Genomic DNA, 18785 nt, shown 5'->3' with positions numbered 1-18785 from the left:
GGGATTATTATACCGATCCACGAAAGCCGAAACCGCGCAGAACGCGAAGATCACGAAAGTTGTGTTTTTTGGCTAGGCATTGGCCGAATGAGTATACTGGCACATCAAGGGTTAGGGAAACCAATGCAGGTAGGATTTTAGCGAACAACTTGGCGCAGTGACTGACGGTGTTGTACCAGACAAATAATTGCAAAGATTATTTCGGTTGCGGCTCCGGCACTCGCTGCGATAGCAGGAGCTGCTGATAGAAATGCCAACGTGATTGCTACTGCTGCAAGGGCAAGCCCTAAAACCCAGTAGAGCCGCATGCCATAAAGGGTCGCAAATACAAGATAGCGCCCCCCGATGACCAACAGCATTGCCATAAAGAACCAGCTTGGTTTTTGCAGGCCTAAACCATAGGCAAGCGGCATAGAAAAGACTAGCCAAAAGGTGCTAGCACCCGCAAGTTGTCCAAGTGGGTTGCCTTTAGTGTGAGTTCCTCGCGCACCAAGCACTTTGCTAATCAGAATCGATACTGGGAAGATCAACATACCACCTAGCAGCAGCGCCCAGATTGATCGTTCGGCTGAGCCAATGATTGTCACACCAGCCGCAATAGACCAGGCCAGTGCTGAAGCCAAAATTCCAGCAGCCCCACTATAATAGCCCTCACGCATGTCTGCTTGGGCTTCGGAAATTGATTGGTTCATGCTTCCAGATCCCCTTGTGCATCATGTGCACTATAACGACCAAGCTTCGGTCGCAGTCTTCATTAAATCCTGAGCAGCTTAGTCAGTCTGCATAGAATAGCAAACATTAGGCGCTCGCGTTACAACCCTAAAGATGGTATGAGTCGTTGATTGCGCTACACCTCTGCGTTTAAAAACCGATCCCCGTACCCCAACGACCAATCCCCATATGCAACCACGAAGAACGCGAAGGGCACGAAGGTTACGAAGAGCGGGCTAAAGGCTTTAGGCTAGCGGAACGTTGTGTGGAATTACCACGATACCAAAAGCCCATAGCCAATAGCCATACTTCCCCCTCTGCGGCTCTCCGTTAAAAACCGATCCCTGTACTCCAACGACCAAACCCCAAACCCATGCTTTGCTGCTCTATGTTCTATGTTCTATGTTCTATGCTCTGCATCGCTTGTGTTAAGCACCTGTTTGACGTATGATCATTATGGTCAATACAGATAGATTGGTTAGCGATGATGAAAGCAGTGAATGAACCAAAAGTTGGGCGGCCCCGCGCCTTTGATCGTGATGAGGCCTTATTTCAAGCATTGGTGGTATTTTGGCGTTTGGGCTATGAAGGCGCTTCGCTGAGCGATTTAACTGAGGCGATGGGGATTAATCGGCCTAGTTTATATGCTGCATTTGGCAATAAAGAGAGCCTATTTCGTGAGGTCTTAGAGCGCTATCATGAGTTGAGCATGCCATCGATTAAAGCTGCGCTCGATCATCCAGATATTTATACGGCATTTGAGCAACTGCTCCATATCAATGTTAAACAGATTACTAACCCAACCGTACCTGCTGGCTGTTTATTGATTCGTGGTGTGCCAGTTTGTAATGAGGCGACTGGATCGATTTATCAAGATGTGGTTAATCAACGCGTTGCTCAAGAAGTATTGATTCGTGAGCGATTGGAGCAGGCTCGTCAAGCAGGGCAGTTAGCCGATACAATTGATCCTTTCGATATGGCTCGCTGTGTTATGGCCTTTTCCAATGGTTTATCGATTCAAAGCGTAAATGGGGCAACCTATGCTGAGCTAGAACGAGCCGCTAAGCTGTTTTTGCGAGGGCTACGGGGATTGTTGGTATAGAGAAATGGTGGATATTCTGAATATCCACCATTTAATAAGCGAATAGTAGAGATCAGATCCTAATAATAGTTGCTACAAGCACCAGTACCAACTGTACTATTAAATTGTTTGGAGACAAATCCGCATGCTCGGAGCACCTGCATTATGCCCGGAGCAACTGGGTAGAAATACATGGTTGATCGGAGATTTCCGCGAAGTTCCATTGGGGCAGTCAGGCTAAATGTGCCAAACCCTGCATGTTCGATATAGGCTTTGAGAAAGAATTTTTCACCTTGGGGTTGGGCAACTACTTTTGCCCAATAGGTTTGGCATGTGGGTGAATAGTGCAACCTGACAATCCCATTTAAAAATAAAGTTTGAGGTAATGCGATTGATCCTTCATTACAACCTGTGGCATGAGCATCTAGCCCCGTGCATCCAGACCCAGAACATGTTACAGCATAGGTTGGAGTTGGAGCCTTAACCAATATCGTACCAATAAGCAACACGATCATGACCAAACGTGAAAACAGCTTCATTGATGATCCTCAAACTACACAAACATTGATTGTACTTAGGATTTTGAATAGATGGGTGAATTTAGGTTGTTAACGGTTGATGAGACCAAATGCACCAATAATTATCCTTGGGTAAGATGCTGATTAGTCTAAGGCTAGCTGGAGTTTGGGCCGGAGTCAATAGGGAAATAACAGGAAAACCGAAGGGGAAATTGTTTAAGAGAGGTATTAATCCAACTAAAACAAGCACCCAATCTAGCGAATGCCAATTCAATCGTCCAGCCATGGATGCTTGTTTATTATTTATTCCTCAGTTGCTTCATCAGCGCTTGGTCGCTCGAAAATTTGCTCAATTGCTAACTCAAAGAGATCGGCAATTTTGAAGGCTAGAGGCAAACTTGGATCGTATTTGCCAGTTTCTAGCGCATTAATCGTTTGGCGCGATACTCCCAACGCTTGAGCTAACTCGGCTTGTGACCATTCGCGCTCGGCTCGTAATACCCGCAAACGATTTTTCATTGGTAGCTCCGGTTGGCGAAGGCTAAGCCAAAACTCCAGCAGGTTGTCAATAATGGCAAAACCCACAGCCACGAAAGTTGTGGCAAATCGACCAACACTTGGAGCAAGCCATAGCCACAGGTTAGAAAGCTAGTCGCGCCTACGGCAAACGCTAGGGCTAACAACTGAATGTGGCGTTGAAATTCATCTAGGCCGCTGATTGCCCGATACATTGCTTGAATTCCTAAACCTACTGGAACCAAGGGCACGATCGCCAACAGCGCTCGCCATGGCGATTCGGGCAAGTTTGGCAACGCCAACATTACGCTCATTAGCAAGATTGGGAACAATACGAAGGCGATAATGAGTTGACGTAATGCAGATGATTTGGTGTTCATCGAAAGCTCCTTGACTTAATTATTTGACTGACCTGAGTATACGTCAGTTTCATGATTAAGTCAAGTATGCTTTACAAAAAGAAATGTCTGCTTTACAAAAAGACATTAAACATTGACATGCAGCTAGAATAAGCCCACTGTATTGCCATGTTCATCAATATCAATTTGTTGGGCAGCCGGGTTAGCGCTAAGCCCTGGCATGGTCATCATATCGCCAGCAATTGGGTAGATAAAGCCCGCGCCGATGCTAGCCCGCACCTCGCGAATTGGGAAGCTATAGCCCGTTGGCGCACCTTTGAGCGCCGGATCATGGCTGATGCTCAAGTGAGTTTTAGCCATACAGATCGGCAATTTACCAAAGCCATTGGCCTCAAGTTTGGCTAATTGTTCGCTAGCTGCGTCGCTATAACTAACTTCAGCCGCACCATAGATTTTGGTGGCGATTGTGGCAATTTTAGCGCTCAACGGCTGATCAAGTTCGTATAGAAATTGGGCTTGGCCTGCTTGGTCAATTGCGGCTAGCACTTTTTCTGCCAATTCTTCGCCGCCAGCCCCGCCCTGGCTAAATACCTTGCTCACCGCTACATCAAAGGCTCCGGCGCTCATCGCGATTTCGCGTACCGCCTCGATTTCTGAGGGATGATCATCAGGGAACGAATTAAGCGCAACGACAACTGGCAGGCCGAATAATTGGGCATTGCGAATATGCTTTTGCAAATTTGCCCCGCCTGCATAGACCGCATCGGGATTTTCTTGCAACAAATCGGCGGGCAAATCACGGCCTGGCTTGATGTTCCAGCGCCCGCTATGAGCTTTGAGCGCACGAATTGTAGCAACCAACACCACGACCGCTGGTTTGGCATCAAAGGCGCGACACTTAATATCGAAAAACTTCTCGCCGCCCATATCCATGGCAAAACCAGCCTCGGTCACCACATAATCGGCGATCCGCAGGCCAACTTGATCGGCGACGACGCTGGCATTGCCGTGAGCGATATTGGCAAATGGTCCGCCATGCATCAATACTGGGGTATTTTCAATTGTCTGCATCAAGGTTGGATGAATGGCATTGCGCATAATCACCGTGGCTGCGCCTGCTGCCTGAATATCATCAGCAGTGATTGGCTGGCCTTGACGATTGAAAGCCACGACCATACGCCCGATTCGTTGGCGCAGATCGCGCATTACATCGGCATGATTTTCACCGCTGACCAAGGCTAAAATAGCCATTAATTCGCTAGCAGCTGTAATATCGAAGCCTGTTTGGCGCGGAATGCCATGCTGCGAGCCGCCTTGACCGATGGTGATCGAGCGCAAAAAGCGATCATTGACATCAAGCACTCGCCGAATTTGAATCTGATCAGGGTCGATGCCCAGCCGATTTTTTTGATACCAACTATTGTCGGTCATGGCGGCGATTTGGTTGTGGGCTTGGGTCACGGCGTGAATATCGCCAGTTAAATGCATCAAGCTATCTTCCAATGGGATAACTTGCGAATAGCCGCCACCTGAGCCACCACCTTTAATCCCAAAAACTGGGCCAAGCGAGCTTTGGCGTAGGGTGCAGATGGCGCGTTTGCCCAAGCGACTTAAGGCCATCCCAAGACCGATCGTCGTGGCAGTTTTGCCCTCGCCAAGTGGTGTTGGGGTCATGGCAGTCACTAAAATCTGCTTGCCGCGAGGCCGATCATGGCTCGCATCAAGCAGATCAAGGTTAATTTTGGCGCGATAGCGGCCATACGGTTCGACAAATTGCTCAGCAATCGCTAATTCTTCGGCAATTTGGGCGATGGGTCGTGGCGTAGCCTCGGCAGCGATTTGTAAACTAGTCTTCATGAACGCTGTGTCCTTGTATCAATTGTCCGTACCGCCGTTGGTACGGTTGCTACTGCATGCAATAGCGGGCGATTAAAGCAAAGCCACCGCTTATCCCGCTGATTGGTAGCTTTGCCCTAATCATGGGTATTGTAGCGGTGTTTTGCTGGATAAATTATAGTTATTTTTATCAACAGAGGTTTACAAATCGCAACGATTTAGGCGCGACCAAACATCCGCCCGATCACGCCGCGCACAACTTTGGGTCGTAACAAGGCTTCTGGCCCTGCCAGCAGATGCATCACATCTAAAAAGGCTTGGTAAATTTCGGTCGATTGGGTACTTAGCCAAAAAACATGATCGGTATACCATTGCAAAAAGCGAATTTTAGGGCTGCGTGAACCTGGCATGCCTTTGAAGCGTAAGGCTTCTGATTGGGTAATCAGCCATGGTACATCAATAATTTTCTGGGCTTGTTTGAAAAAGGCTTGGGCTAGGGTTGCTGCTTGTTGACCTTGGGCCGAAGCCAGCACTTGATCAAGCGCATGAGCCTCTTTGCAGGCGATTGTCATCCCTTGACCAAAAACCGGATCAAGGCTGCATAAAGCGTCGCCAAGCACCAAAAAACCTTGAGGAAAACGCTTTAATTTGTCATAACGTTGAAATACTTGCTGTGGATAGCCGAAGCGCATGGCTTCGCCGGCAGGAATTGCCTCGGCTAAGGTGGTATAAATATCGGGCACTGGCAAGGTTTTAACAAACTCCAATACACCTTCACTGCTAGGGGTTGGGTGCTGCCCAAGATAGCCAAACAACGTTACGATCCAATGTTCATCGTCGATCGGGGCAATAATTGCGCCGCGTGGCGAATTGGCCGAAGGATGGCAAGCCAAACATTGCCAATCGCGCGGTGTATTAGTTTTTTTGAAGACTTGGCTGACATAGACCAAATCGATCGGCATAACTTCTTTGGGCGGGGCTGGGTAGCCAGCCGCCTCAAGCCATTGGTTATTGCGTGAGCCACGGCCAGTCGTATCGATTACCAAATCGGCAGCAAGTTCGCTGGTTTGATCAGCATGCTTCAACAGCACACCTGTTACACTGCTTTTGCTGGGATCAAACAGCAATTGCTCAACATTGGTTTGGCTGCGAAACTCAATTTTAGGATGTTGGTGGACATAACCACGAATGCGGCTTTCTAAGGTTACCCGTGCTTGAGGATAAAAACTAATCTTGCAGGGTTGGCGCGTTTTCCATGAACCACCCTGAAACCATTGCACATCGCGTGACCAATTTAATTCTGGCACACCTGCACCATGTAAATCGCTGGTAAAGTTCGGGAAATAATGTTGCAAGACATTAAACCCGCCAGTTAATAAAATATGCACATGATTGGCTTGGGGCACGCCCTTGCGTGGTTGGGTTTCATCGCTCATGGCATCGCGCTCAACGATGGTCACCGTTTGAAAATGATTGGCTAAGGCGCGTGCGGCGACCAAACCTGCCATACTTGCCCCGATCACGACGGCTCGTTGTCGTTGCATAACACCCTCCTAAATCGCTTGATGCTTGCTAATGCTGCTAGATGACGAAAAAACTCACAGTTTCTTTCCTGAAAAGAAAAAGGGCTTGACATCGATAGCACCTTGGATATAAGATGATATTTGTGAGTAGAAGTTAGATTTTTATGGCAAATCCTTTAAAATCGGAAGCGATTTTAGGAAAATTTGCCAAGATATCTATATTGAAGGGAGGTAGAAGTCCTCGAATAATTAACTATTCAATTAACCTCCACCATTACTATTGTTGTTACCGCTGAATAATCTACTGAGGGAATTGTATGTTAACACGCTTTCTCAAGCCACTGGCACTAGTGGGCTTAATTTTGATCATGCCTGCGCAAGTTAAAGGTCAGCCTCATATCAATAATGGTGAATCTACCCAATCTATGAATCAGGTTGTCAATAATCCTAATTGTACGACATATGAGCGTGCATGGGGTGATTGGTGTGTTTATACCTTCACTGATGCTGTGCCAGATAAGGTTGTTAATGGATTTTCGAATATCTACCATGCGTCGGCTTGGTATGAAGATAATAAATGGCAGATGGTTGTTGGCGGCTGGCGGACAGCAACCCAAGGCCATGATCAAATTTTTAAGCTCAGCTCAACCGATCAATATGGGGTTTCAAGCTTTAATCAAGTAGGGACAACTGCCTATATTAATAATGCATGGGAGACAACCACATCAGCAGACTGCCCACCTGCTAATCCTTATTTAAATGAAACTCCAAAACCTTGCCCCGTTTCTGGTACGAGTGTTCGATCATATCACTCTGTTCAACCTGATTTATTTTCGATGAAGTGGACGCGTCCTCGGCCAGCAGGCTGGACATGTTGCGATACGCTTTATTATGCATATGATATTCAGGAAGCGCATAATCCTGAACAAAATGTAGCTATACATTATGCATGGGTTGATGCTAATGGTATATTGCAACGTGGCGGGATGTATGGTGATAAGAATCCCATCCTTAATTGGCATATTGGCAGTACTAATAATCGCTATGTTACTGGAACAAGTGATGCCCGTGTCACCTATGACCCTGCCACCCAAAAATTCTATATGGTCTATACTGATCATGGCTTTAGCAATATATTGACAAATCCTGTATCTAAATCGTTTTTAAGCATTGCCCAAAGTAATTGGACAAATTTAGCGTATACGAACCCAGTTACCAATATTTTGCCTTGGGTTGGTAGTAGTAATGTGAACGGACAAATAGTCGTTACCGGGAATAATCCTTATGAATACTACTTGTTTTATACAGTTTATCCTAGCAGCAACTCTGATATATGGGTTGTAAAATCCAGTGGCGGCATTACTGGCCCCTATGAACAACAAAATGCCAAGAAAATTATTTCGCCAGTAGCTCCATATACAGTTGCTGGAACTCCATATGTATTTTGTAATACAGCAATAAATCCACCTCAATGGCAAATGTACTTTAATGGGGCAACGACCGGTACTGATAATCAGATTTTTACAGCGTTTTTGCATAAAACCTGTGAATATGATGCTAATAACCCAACTGTGCCATCATTGACTGCGCCTGTTTTGCCATAAACGATCTATTTTCTGACAATAACCCTAGTCTTTAGCTTTGAAGGCTAGGGTTATTGTTTAAGGTTGCCCTAAAATCCTTGAGTAAATTACCTATGCTATAATTTGTGGTTTGTATGTTGGGTTGTCCTTAGTATTGCTCTTTATGGTCTAGCTCTATCACAAACCTAGCGATGTGCTAAGGTCTTCGCACAATCCAAGAATTGTAGCCATCTAGATGAGGTACGTCAGACCTCATTCGTATTTTGATAGGATTTTCATATGGAGCTTCAAGCATTACCAACTGAACATTTAACTGCATGTCCTATTTGCCAGCATCCCCAAAGCACAATTGTTTGGACTCAACCAGAAGCTTATATTCGTGAAGGCCTGTGTTTACACTGTTGTGAGGGGTGTGAACAGGTATACCTCAACCCACGTTTAACCATGGAAAGTACGACGATTCTTGAGAATCAGAGCGAAGTCTACGATTACTCGCTCGAAGAAGAAAAGCCGTTAATTCGCTTCCGTGGTGATGCGTTGCAGCATATTGAGGCCTTTGCTAGCTTTGAACGACCTGGGCGAATTTTAGATATTGGTTGTAATCGTGGGTTATTGTTGGTGGCAGCCCGCGAGCGTGGTTGGCACCCAGTTGGGGTTGAACTATCGCCAGTTGCTGCCGACGTGGCGCGTAAACGCTATAACCTAGAAGTTTATAATGATGATGCAATTGTCAAAACACTTGAACCTTTTGATTTGATCACCTGCTGGCATGTGCTTGAACACCTGCATCAACCAGTTGACTTATTGCGTGATTTGGCGAGCTATCTCAAGCCCAATGGAGTTTTAGCGCTCCAAGTGCCAACCTATCAATTTCGCGATCAATTTATTGAACGCAATCAATCGGGTAGTTTGTTGTGTTCAGTGCATACCATGTATTACACCGCCGCCAGCCTGAGCCGCATTTTAGCTCAAGCTGGTTTGAGCGTCTTTTACTCCGATGAATCACCAGATTCGCTGATGTTAACGATTTATGCCAGTCTTCCGCAATATCAAGTAGCACGGCTTGAATACTATCAACGAATGATTCGTGATCACCAACCGCTGGCTTATACTCCACCCACAATGGTTAATGCTGTGCCTGAAGAACAACAGAGCTATATTGCGACCTTGGAATCGGTGCTTGATCAAAAGAATCGGCATATTAGCCATTTGGAGCAGCAGATTCAAGCTTTGGAATCGGGCAAAATTATGCGTTGGCTCAAGCGTTTTCAAGGCTAAGCATGTTGTTGAGCTGTTTGAACCGACGTTCAAACAGCTCAATTATTTATTCAAGATTAAAAGAATTGTTCGCTATGTAATTGATATTTTGCCTCAATTGCCCGCGAATGAACGCTGTAGGAGCGATATAAGATTTGATTTGTCGGATTGAGCATGGTCATCAACCGCGCATGGATTGATGGCCGTTGAACCAAAGCAAGCGCTTGCTCAGGCTCTACCCATTGAACTATTAAACTTTCGGCGCTGGTAGTTAATTGGCCAGTCTGATAGCTGCAACGAAAATCGAGATTAACGCTGCTCAAGGCTAGATTGGACGATACTCCAACGAGTTGCTCAATCTTGGCTTGTACTCCAGTTTCTTCAAAAATCTCGCGAGTCAGTGCTTGGCTCAGGCTCTCACCAACTTCAACCTGTCCACCAGGAAATTCCCAACCGCCGCGCGGGCTTTGCAAGAGCAAAATCTCACCACGATGGTTAACAACACCGCCAGCAACGGTTACGATATGGCGTGGTGGAATCTGGTTCATGGCAACTCCTCAATTAAAGCTTGTTGCATGGAGTTTGCCTGAAAACCCCGCTAGGCTCAATCGTAGCCAAGTGATAATTGGCTTATACTGGTTGGTTGATTCAGCTAGCAACCCAGATAGATGGTATACTCAACTTATTGCTGGCTTTACGGAGATTGGCTGCATGGCTCGCTCGTTTCAAGCTCTGATTCCACGCTTGCGGCTGCATGCTGGTTTGACGCTGTTGCTCTACGTTACAACTCACTTGCTGAACCATGCTTGGGGCATCTTTGGCCTAGCTGCCTTGGAATCGTCACGGCGGGTCTTTTTAAGTTTTTGGCGGCATCCAGCGGTTTTTTGGGTTGTGCCAGCTAGTTTATTGATCCATGTGCTGTTGGTCAGCTATAAATTATTAACGATCACCAGTTGGCGGCGCTTACGCTGGAACGAATGGCTGCAACTTGGCTTAGGCTTGATCATGCCTTTGCTAATTACTTCGCATATTTATGCCACCCGTTTTGCCACAATCTTGTATGGAATTCGCGATACCTATAGCTATGTGTTGCTCAGCCAAGCGACGATTGCCGTTGATCTCTATTTGATGTTGGTGGTGGTTTGGCTGCATGGCAACCTTGGCTTAATGGCGTACCTTTGGCATAAACCATGGTTTGCCCGCATCAAACAGCCCTTGCTGATTGCCCAAATTGTGATTCCGTTGCTGGCTCTGGTGGGCATTGTGGTGGCTCATCGCGAGGTGAATCAGCTTAAACAAGACCCACAATGGCTGGAGCAGGTGTGGCAATTTGCCAATCCACAGAATATTGATGTGGCAACGGCGACTGCGGAATTTATGGGTTGGTTTGGCTCAGGCTATTTGGCTTTGCTGCTTGGCTTGGGTGGTGGGCGGGCAATCATCTTGCGTTTGCGCCGTAAGCACTATTTAATTTCGGTGGAATATAAGGGCATTGCCACGGTGACAATTGCGCCTGGAACGAGTTTGCTTGAAGCCAGCCTTGCCAATGGGATTCCGCATGCCCATAGTTGTGGTGGGCGCGGGCGCTGCTCAACCTGCCGCATCGAAATTATCGAAGGTGTGAAATCGCTGAATCCACCGACTGAAACCGAGCTACGTTTGCTCAAGCGTTTTGGGGCAAGTGGCGATATTCGCTTGGCCTGCCAAACTATACCAACCGCTGCCTGCGTGGTACGGCCATTGCTCCACCACCATGATCGTTCGCTGCCAGGTGCACCAACCATGATTAGCCATGGTGCCGATAAGCAAATTGTGATTATGTTTGCCGATTTGCGCGGCTTTACGACGCTTTCCGAGGGCAAGTTACCCTATGATACGGTCTTTATTCTGAATCAATATTTTCAGTCGATGGGCCAAGTGATCGAGGCCAACGGCGGTTATCTCGATAAATTTATTGGCGATGGGATTATGGCGCTGTTTGGTTTGGATGACACACTTGAACAAGCTTGTCATAATGCGTTAGCTGCAGCTCAAGCCATGGCCTATCAACTTGATGTGCTCAATCAGCGCCTTGAACATGATGTTAACGAACCATTGCGGATGGGCATTGGCATTCATTGCGGCCATGTAATTGTCGGTGATTTGGGCTACAAACGGGCCAAACATCTGACAGCGATTGGCGATGCAGTCAATATTGCCGCCCGTTTGGAAGAAGCTACCAAAACTTTGCAAACCCAATTGGTCGTTTCGCGGGCGGTGATGCAACATAGCGCCTTAGATTTGCACAATTTAGTCTTGAGCGAAATTCCGATTCGTGGCCGCACCCAGCCCTTGGAAATTTACTCAATCGAGAGTGCCAAGAGCTTGGTGCTTGTGCCACTAACCCTGAATACTTAAACCTCAATCACCACGTTGCCAACTTTATGGCCAGTTTCAACATAGTGATGGGCTGCCACAATCTCGCTCAGCGAATACTGGCGATCAATCACTGCCTGCAATGATCCTGATGCAACTAATTGATTGAGAAAATCTAAATCGGTGCTACGCCAATGCATGTTTGAGGCAGCACCAATAACTTTTTTAGTGCCAAATAGGCTTGTCCAGAGCATTTGGCCAATGGCTGCTAAGCCAAATTCGGTTAAAAGATAGCGTCCATTGGGTTTGAGCAAGCGTTTGAATACACCAAGTTGGGTTTTACCAACGGTGTCGAAAATTACATCGTAACGTTGGCGATGCTGGCTAAAATCTTCTTGACGATAATCAAATACCTGATCAGCCCCTAGTTCGCGCACGAGTTCGCTATTTTTGGCGCTACATACTGCACTAACGGTTGCTCCCATAGCTTTGGCAATTTGCACGGCTGCCGTGCCAACCGAGCCTGATGCTCCATAGATCAGTACATGGTCGCCTTGGCGCAATTTAGCTTTGTTGTGCAAGAACACTACCGATGTCAATGCGCCATTTGGTAAGCTGGCAGCTTGGGCATAGCTCAGCTCGGCGGGTTTTTGGGCAAGCACCGCAGTTTCAGCCAAACAAATATATTCAGCGTAAGCCCCAAACCCTAAGCCAGTTAGCCCATACACCTGATCGCCAGCCTTGAAACGGCTAACCTCGGCTCCAACTGCGCTAACCTCGCCCGCTAATTCAAAGCCCAAAATTGATTTTTTAGGCTTGCGAAAGCCAAAAATAGCCCGTGCTGGTAGCCATAACAACCATTGGAACTTACCAGAACGTTGGCGCGGATCTTCGGCAGTAACCGTGGTTGCCTGAATCTTAATCAGAATTTCGTTGGCTTTCGGACTGGGCCTTGGCAGCTCACGAATGTGCAAAACCTCAGGTGGCCCAAATTGTTGGTAGATTGCAGCTTTCATAGTTCGATGACCACGTTGCCTTTTTTGCGGCCAGTTTCAACATAACGATGGGCTTCGACTAGATCAGCCAAGCGATAACGCCGATCGATCACGGCTTTGAGCTGGCCTGCACCAATCAATTCGGCCAAAAATTCGATGTTGCTTGGTTTCTGATTCAGCCCAGTTGCGGCAAACTTGGCTTTTTTACCTTTGCCAAAGCTCGTCCAAAGCATATTCAGCATAATGCCCAAGGTTGGCACAGTCATAAGATAGATGCCGTTGGGTGTGAGCAACTGTTTACACCGGCCATACGAACTTTTGCCAATTGCATCGAAAACCACATCGTAGCGTTGTTGGCTTTGGGTAAAATCGCTGCTGGTGTAATCGATCACGTAATCAGCACCGTAGTGCTTGACCAGCTCATGGTTGGCGGCGCTACACACGGCGGTAACTGTCGCGCCATAATATTTAGCCAATTGCACTGCGTAAATACCAACCGCTCCCGATGCACCATTAATCAAAATCTGTTGGCCAGCTTGCAGTTTGGCGGCATCACGCAGAAAAAGTAACGAGGTGCTTGCGCCATCGCAAATTGCCACAGCTTCGGCGGCGCTCACGTTGCTTGGCTGCTTGGCAATCGGCTTGTCTTCGGCTAAACATAGATATTCGCCGTAGCTACCAAAACTATTAGGACTCATCCCAAAGACTTGATCGCCAACCTTGAAGCGTTGGACTGCTGGGCCAATCGCCTCAACCGTGCCAGCAAATTCAACACCCAGAATTTGAAATTTTGGTCGGCGCAGGCCATACATCAACTTGATCATAAATGGATCGCCCTTGCGAAAGGCACAATCGGACGGTGTAACGCAAGCGGCTTGCACTCGAATCAATAACTCATTGGCTTTGGGAGTTGGCTTGCTGGTTTCACCAAATTGCAAGACCTCGGGCGAACCATAACCTGTGCAGAGCATTGCTTTCATACCGTTTGCTCCAAGCTTTGAACTGTAGTGGCTTGTAGTTCGATCATAATTTTGCCCTTGGCATGGCCAGCTTGGAGATAACGCATCGCAGCGGGAGCTTCTGCTAGCGGATAGCGCTGATCGATCATCGCTTTGATATCGCCGTTGGCTAGCAAAAAGCCAATTTTGGCCAAATCGGTTTGGTTGGGCTTGGCAAACAAGTTACTCAGCTGTTTTTGGCTACCAATTGAGAGCAATTTACCCAAGGCGATCGCCTGAAAAATCTGGCTCATTTCGCCGCCAACCATCACATAGCGGCCTTGAGGCGCTAAACTGCGTTTATAGTCGAAAATTGAGCGATGACCATTGACCCCCAAAATCAGATCATACAGCTGACCGTTGCGAGCAAAATCATCTTTAGCGTAATCTAGCACCTGATCAGCGCCGAGCGAACGTAGCAAATCGTGCTTGGCGGCACTGGAAACAGCGGTAACGATTGCGCCAAAATGTTTAGCAAGTTGTACCGCAAAGGTGCCAATTCCGCCTGAAGCTCCATAAATCAAGACCTTGTGACCTGCGGCAATGCCGCCTTGGCGCAGGCCTTGTAAGGCTGTGACCGCAGCCATGGGCGCGGCAGCAGCTTGTTCAAAACTTAGCTGCTCTGGCTTGAGCACCAGCACATGTTCGGGAGCACAAACATATTGGCCTAAGCCACCAGCACCGCAGCCCGAAAGATCGCCAAACACCGCATCGCCGACTTTAAATTGAGTGACGTTACGCCCGACGGCTTCGATAACTCCGGCCACATCGGTGCCAGGAATACCTTTTTTAGGCTTGAATAAGCCCGTCATAAAGCGTACTGGGAAGGGCTTGCCAGACATCAAGCGCCAATCGGCGGCGTTAAGGGCTGTCATATACACTTTAATTAAGACTTGATTTTCAGCAGGGGTTGGGCGGGCTACTTCGCTGAGCCGCAACACATCGGCTGAGCCATATTCACGATAGATAATTGCTTGCATGGTAGAACTCCACTTTGCTTGTTATTTTATTGCTCAGTTGAATCGGATTCGAGCGTGGTTTGCGGCACTGGCATAATTGAAATTAATTGCATGCCCAAATCGCGAATTTTCTTGATCAGGCCATAGAGTGCCGCTTGATCGACGATTGTGCCGATCAGTAAGGTATTGCCGTTGGCATCGAGCGCGATTTGCATGCCCTCAAACCACCCAGCCCAAGCTAGGTTAAGCTGGCCGCGCAGGCAAATTTGATATTGCATTGCCTCGTTTGCTGGTGGGTTTTGATTGGTCATAACTGTCTCAGTTTTTTGGGCACATACCGCGACAAATGTCAGCGGCTCAACTGCCAACTAGCATACTCAATTGCTGTGAGCTTGGTTAGACACCAAAGTGTTGTTGTGGTTGAAGTGAGGCTTATTGGCTGAGTAAGCCTAATTCGCGGGCACGCGCCACCGCTTCGGTACGACGCTGAACCTGAAGTTTCTCGAAAATCCGCCGATTGTGGCCTTTAACCGTATCCAAAGCAAGATGCAATTGTTGGCAGATTGCTTGATTGGAGTGGCCTTGTGCGATTAAGCTCAATATTTCTAGCTCACGTTGGCTAAGCATGTCAGGCAAGCTTGGAGTTGTGGGATAAAGCTGGGGCATTCGTTCGGTTGTAAAATGAGTTAAGATTTGATTGACATAATTTTTTAAGGAAGTCGTTAAATTGATATGGCTCAACAGATTTTGGATTGCTCGCCCTTGATCGAGGAACACCCGCACAAAACCTTCAGGTTCAGCACTGATTAAGCTTGGTTTGAGCACTTGTTGGGCTTGGGCGTAATCTTCAAGCGCAGCCAACGCTAAACTTTGCAATACTTTGATCCATAAACTTTGATCATGCCAGCCATTGGTTTGGGCGATTGTGAGGGCTGGTTGTAACAGTGCCAAGGCTGCGCTTGGTTGCTGTTGCGCCAAAAAAACTTGGGCTTGGCTGATTGGAATCTGATGCGTTTGCGCTATTTGGCTAGCTTGTTGCATTTGGCCACGCATTAATGCAATTCGTACTTGCTCGGCGGCGATTTTGGCTGGTTGGGTGGTATGGCGATGCTGTTGAGCGGCAATGCTTGCTTGCTCTAACAATAAACTTGCTTGGTCAAGCTGATTTTGGGCAATCAACAACCGCGCCTTAATCACATAACAAGCCACTTCGCGATCAGTGTGTTGCAATAATTGAGCTGCTTGCAAGGCTCGTTGATAATGCTGCTCTGCCTGATCAAGTTGATTCCATTGATAATAAATGCGGGCTAAACCTAGCTCGGCTCCGCAGTTAGCCGCAGGCAAGGCCAACTGACGACTAGCCTCAAGTACCTGTTGGTAGGTTATGGCCGCGAGTTTGAGTTGATTGTCACTTTCTTGGAGATTGCCCAAGCCGATTGATGCCAACACAACCGTGACCAAATTGCCCGAGCGTTGACCGATGCTAATCGCTTGCTCATAGGCTTGCTTGGCAGCACTGCGCTTGCCTTGCAACTGATAGGCATAGCCCAATTTCCAAACCGTCGAAGTGCGAAACGAGAGATTATCGATAGCGAGATATTCCAAGGCACGTTTGGATTGAGCGATAATTTGGCTTGCATCGTTTTGACTAAGTGCGAGCGTGCCTCGAATTGCGGCAATTCGCCCAATTAAATCGTTTAATTTAGGCGTTAATGGATGTTGATCGATGGCTTGTTCCGCCGCTTGCAGTCGTTGCTCGATGCCATTAACCTGGCCGGTTGCCAACCAAATTGAGGCTGCTGTAACCCAAAGTGATGGCCGTTGGTTGAGCACGTTGGTTGGTAATCCTTGCAACCAAGCCATAATTGGCAAGAGCGCCCCTTGAAATTGCAGCGGAACCCGTTTACCTTCGATCAAGCGTTCGGCTCGTTCGGTATCGTTGGCGGCGGCGGCATGCTCGAAGGCCTCAAGCTCTAGTTCATTTGCCTCGAACCAAATGCTGGCCTGAATATGCAATTGTTCAAGGCTGGTAGTCGCTTGTTGGGCTAAACTGCGTTGGAGCCGCTGGCGCAACAATTCGCTAAATAAATGGTGATAGCGATACCAACGCCGCTCATGATCGAGCGGCACAATAAACATATTGGCCTGCTCAAGCTGTTCGAGCATCTGCTGGCCTGAATTTGTGCTATTGCTGATCAGCGCATCACACAACGAGCCAGACATCCGATTGAGAATTGAGGTTTGCAAAAGAAATTGCTGGATTGCTGGAGTTTGCTGTTGCAAGACTTCTTCCAGCAAATAATCCATCACAAAATGATGGCTACCACTGAACGAAGCGATAAAACGACTGCGATCAGTTTGCTGTTGCATTGAAAGCGCCGCCAATTGTAAGCCAGCGATCCAGCCTTCGGTTCGGGCTTCTAAGGCCGCTACATCAGCAGGACTTAGCGCTAAACCCATCGCTTGGTTAAGGAAAACTTGGGCTTCGTCGAGGCTAAATCGCAGATCAGCGCTGCGCAGTTCGTGCAATTGGCCGCGTGCCCGTAGCCGCGCCAAGGGCAAGTTGGGATCTTCGCGAGTAGCAATGATCAAGCGTAACGAAGCTGGTAAGTGTTCCAGTAAAAAGCTGAGGGCTTGATCGATCGCATGGTTTTCGATCACATGATAATCGTCAAGTACCAAACTAACCGAGCTGCCAACATCGCTTAATTCGTTGATCAAGTTGGTCAGCGCTTGTTCGATAGCTGGCGGTTGGGTTTGAATTAATCCTAAACTTGCCGAACTTAATCTTGGAATCAGCGTTTGCAAGGCATGCACAACGTAACTAAAAAAGCGACTTGGGTCATTATCACGTTCGTCGAGCGCCAACCAAGCCATTGGGCGTTGGCTTGTGGCATGCCAAGCGCTGAGCAAGCTACTTTTGCCAAAACCAGCTGGAGCCGAAATCAAATTCAGGCTGGCATGGCTGGCGGCCTCTAACCGTTGAATTAAATGCGATCGCATCACCCCATTTGGGCGAAGCTGCGGAATGTGTAGCTTAGTTGCAAGAATTGGTATTGGCATGGCTCAATTATAGAATGGCATTTTGTCGCGTCAATCCTCTAACTAGCCACAGAGTATTAGCATTGATGAACTAGGCTAGGCTGCATAATCTTTACGATACACCAAGGCATGCGCATGAATTGCAAAACCAACAGTTTCGTATAAATTAAAGGCTGCTCCGCGATAATTATCGGTCTCAACGAAGATCTGTTCGGCTCCGAGGGCTAGCATACGCCGGAAGTTTTCAGCAAGTAAGGCTTGGGCAACGCCCTGCTGCCGCAGATCCGCTCGTACTCCAAGCGGCTCGATCTGACCACTTGGTTTGCCAGCAAAGCCGTGTTGATTGAACCAGCCAATACAAAAGCCAGCCAACGCGCCAGTTTGATCGACCGCCACTAAATCTAATTCAGCGCGATAGCTTGGTTGTTTGAGCGTGTTGGCTCGCCAGTCTTCGGTCATGCTGGTGCTTTCAAAAACCGCTCGATGCAAATTGGTATAAGCAGCGATTTCAGCCATTCCTGCAAGTGGCCGAATGCTAATACCTGCGGGCAACGAAACAGGGCTTGGAGCTTGGTTGCCACGCCGAAATAAATATTTTGACCACGGATCTTGTTCAACAGTACTTTGATCGGCAAAACCTTGGGTTGTTAGCAATTCGCGTAATGCGTGTTGCTGCTCAAAAACACTAACAAACCAGGCTGGTCGAGCATGATTTGTGCCGATTAATTGCTGTGCGCGTTGATCGGCCCACTCCAACATTGTGCGATATAAACTAAGCGGTGCATCTGGATGCCAAACCAAATCGATCATCCAAAATGGCACTTGTAAGGCAGCCCAACCGACGATTTGGCCTGTATCAGTCTGCCAAATAGCAATATTGGCGGGGTCATCGAGCGCCCACGAACTTAGGCGATAGGGCAGATCGATGCTTCGCATGTGTTGATCGGGGTTGGCACTGGCTAAGGCGAGCATTGCAGGTTGGTCGTGCTCAGGCTGAAAAACCCGCTGAATAAGATGCATAATAGCTTCCTTTAGAGTGTTTGATGCTGATT

General features: G+C 47.7%; 17 protein-coding genes. 4 read left to right on the top strand and 13 right to left on the bottom strand.

Features of this window, described 5'->3' with window-relative positions; genetic code table 11:
* Positions 1-137 precede the first annotated feature (137 nt).
* A complete protein-coding gene (locus tag LCH85_02640) occupies positions 138-692 on the bottom strand; it encodes a hypothetical protein (protein MCA0350871.1) in 555 nt (184 codons plus the stop codon).
* Between the two features lie 515 nt (positions 693-1207).
* Here LCH85_02640 and LCH85_02635 point away from each other — a divergent pair.
* On the top strand, positions 1208-1813 hold the full coding sequence (locus LCH85_02635; GenBank protein ID MCA0350870.1) for a TetR/AcrR family transcriptional regulator: 606 nt from the start codon (positions 1208-1210) through the stop codon (positions 1811-1813).
* Between the two features lie 59 nt (positions 1814-1872).
* Here LCH85_02635 and LCH85_02630 read toward each other — a convergent pair whose 3' ends face one another.
* The 5 genes from LCH85_02630 to LCH85_02610 form a co-directional block, all read right to left on the bottom strand.
* Positions 1873-2331, bottom strand: coding sequence for a YjfA family protein (locus tag LCH85_02630; GenBank protein ID MCA0350869.1), 459 nt, complete (start codon positions 2329-2331; stop codon positions 1873-1875).
* 282 nt (positions 2332-2613) lie between these two features.
* Positions 2614-2829, bottom strand: coding sequence for a helix-turn-helix transcriptional regulator (locus LCH85_02625; protein ID MCA0350868.1), 216 nt, complete (start codon positions 2827-2829; stop codon positions 2614-2616).
* Positions 2826-3206, bottom strand: coding sequence for a hypothetical protein (locus LCH85_02620; protein MCA0350867.1), 381 nt, complete (start codon positions 3204-3206; stop codon positions 2826-2828). The genes LCH85_02625 and LCH85_02620 overlap by 4 nt, the downstream gene beginning before the upstream one ends.
* A gap of 123 nt (positions 3207-3329) precedes the next feature.
* A complete protein-coding gene (locus tag LCH85_02615) occupies positions 3330-5042 on the bottom strand; it encodes a formate--tetrahydrofolate ligase (GenBank protein MCA0350866.1) in 1713 nt (570 codons plus the stop codon).
* A gap of 197 nt (positions 5043-5239) precedes the next feature.
* Positions 5240-6565, bottom strand: coding sequence for an FAD-dependent monooxygenase (locus tag LCH85_02610; protein MCA0350865.1), 1326 nt, complete (start codon positions 6563-6565; stop codon positions 5240-5242).
* Between the two features lie 296 nt (positions 6566-6861).
* On the opposite strand from LCH85_02610, the gene LCH85_02605 reads away from it, so the two are divergent.
* Both LCH85_02605 and LCH85_02600 read left to right on the top strand, forming a co-directional pair.
* Entirely contained in the window at positions 6862-8148 is a 1287-nt protein-coding gene (locus LCH85_02605) for a hypothetical protein (protein MCA0350864.1), read from the top strand.
* A 258-nt stretch (positions 8149-8406) separates the two neighbouring features.
* Complete coding sequence (locus LCH85_02600) at positions 8407-9405, top strand: class I SAM-dependent methyltransferase (GenBank protein ID MCA0350863.1); 999 nt, start codon at positions 8407-8409, stop codon at positions 9403-9405.
* 56 nt (positions 9406-9461) lie between these two features.
* On the opposite strand, the gene LCH85_02595 is transcribed toward LCH85_02600, so the two are convergent.
* On the bottom strand, positions 9462-9932 hold the full coding sequence (locus LCH85_02595) for an NUDIX domain-containing protein (protein MCA0350862.1): 471 nt from the start codon (positions 9930-9932) through the stop codon (positions 9462-9464).
* A 163-nt stretch (positions 9933-10095) separates the two neighbouring features.
* On the opposite strand from LCH85_02595, the gene LCH85_02590 reads away from it, so the two are divergent.
* Positions 10096-11781, top strand: a complete 1686-nt coding sequence (locus LCH85_02590; protein ID MCA0350861.1) for an adenylate/guanylate cyclase domain-containing protein — start codon at positions 10096-10098, stop codon at positions 11779-11781.
* On the opposite strand, the gene LCH85_02585 is transcribed toward LCH85_02590, so the two are convergent.
* The 6 genes from LCH85_02585 to LCH85_02560 form a co-directional block, all read right to left on the bottom strand.
* The gene (locus tag LCH85_02585; GenBank protein ID MCA0350860.1) at positions 11778-12755 is read right to left on the bottom strand and encodes an NAD(P)-dependent alcohol dehydrogenase; all 978 of its coding nucleotides are present in this window, start codon (positions 12753-12755) and stop codon (positions 11778-11780) included. The genes LCH85_02590 and LCH85_02585 overlap by 4 nt on opposite strands.
* Positions 12752-13714 (bottom strand): NAD(P)-dependent alcohol dehydrogenase, encoded by a 963-nt coding sequence (locus tag LCH85_02580; GenBank protein ID MCA0350859.1) that lies wholly within the window; start codon positions 13712-13714, stop codon positions 12752-12754. The genes LCH85_02585 and LCH85_02580 overlap by 4 nt, the downstream gene beginning before the upstream one ends.
* Positions 13711-14712, bottom strand: a complete 1002-nt coding sequence (locus LCH85_02575) for an NAD(P)-dependent alcohol dehydrogenase (GenBank protein ID MCA0350858.1) — start codon at positions 14710-14712, stop codon at positions 13711-13713. Before LCH85_02575 ends, LCH85_02580 begins: the two co-directional genes overlap by 4 nt.
* Positions 14713-14738: 26 nt before the next feature.
* Positions 14739-15002, bottom strand: a complete 264-nt coding sequence (locus LCH85_02570) for a hypothetical protein (protein ID MCA0350857.1) — start codon at positions 15000-15002, stop codon at positions 14739-14741.
* A gap of 121 nt (positions 15003-15123) precedes the next feature.
* A complete protein-coding gene (locus LCH85_02565; GenBank protein ID MCA0350856.1) occupies positions 15124-17694 on the bottom strand; it encodes a LuxR C-terminal-related transcriptional regulator in 2571 nt (856 codons plus the stop codon).
* Between the two features lie 135 nt (positions 17695-17829).
* Entirely contained in the window at positions 17830-18753 is a 924-nt protein-coding gene (locus tag LCH85_02560) for a GNAT family N-acetyltransferase (GenBank protein ID MCA0350855.1), read from the bottom strand.
* Positions 18754-18785 lie beyond the last annotated feature (32 nt).

Source organism: Chloroflexota bacterium (assembly GCA_020161265.1).
Taxonomy (GTDB): Bacteria; Chloroflexota; Chloroflexia; order Chloroflexales; family Herpetosiphonaceae; genus Herpetosiphon.
Note: the sequence above shows the minus strand (reverse complement) of the source record. Positions and strands in the feature narration are given on the sequence as shown.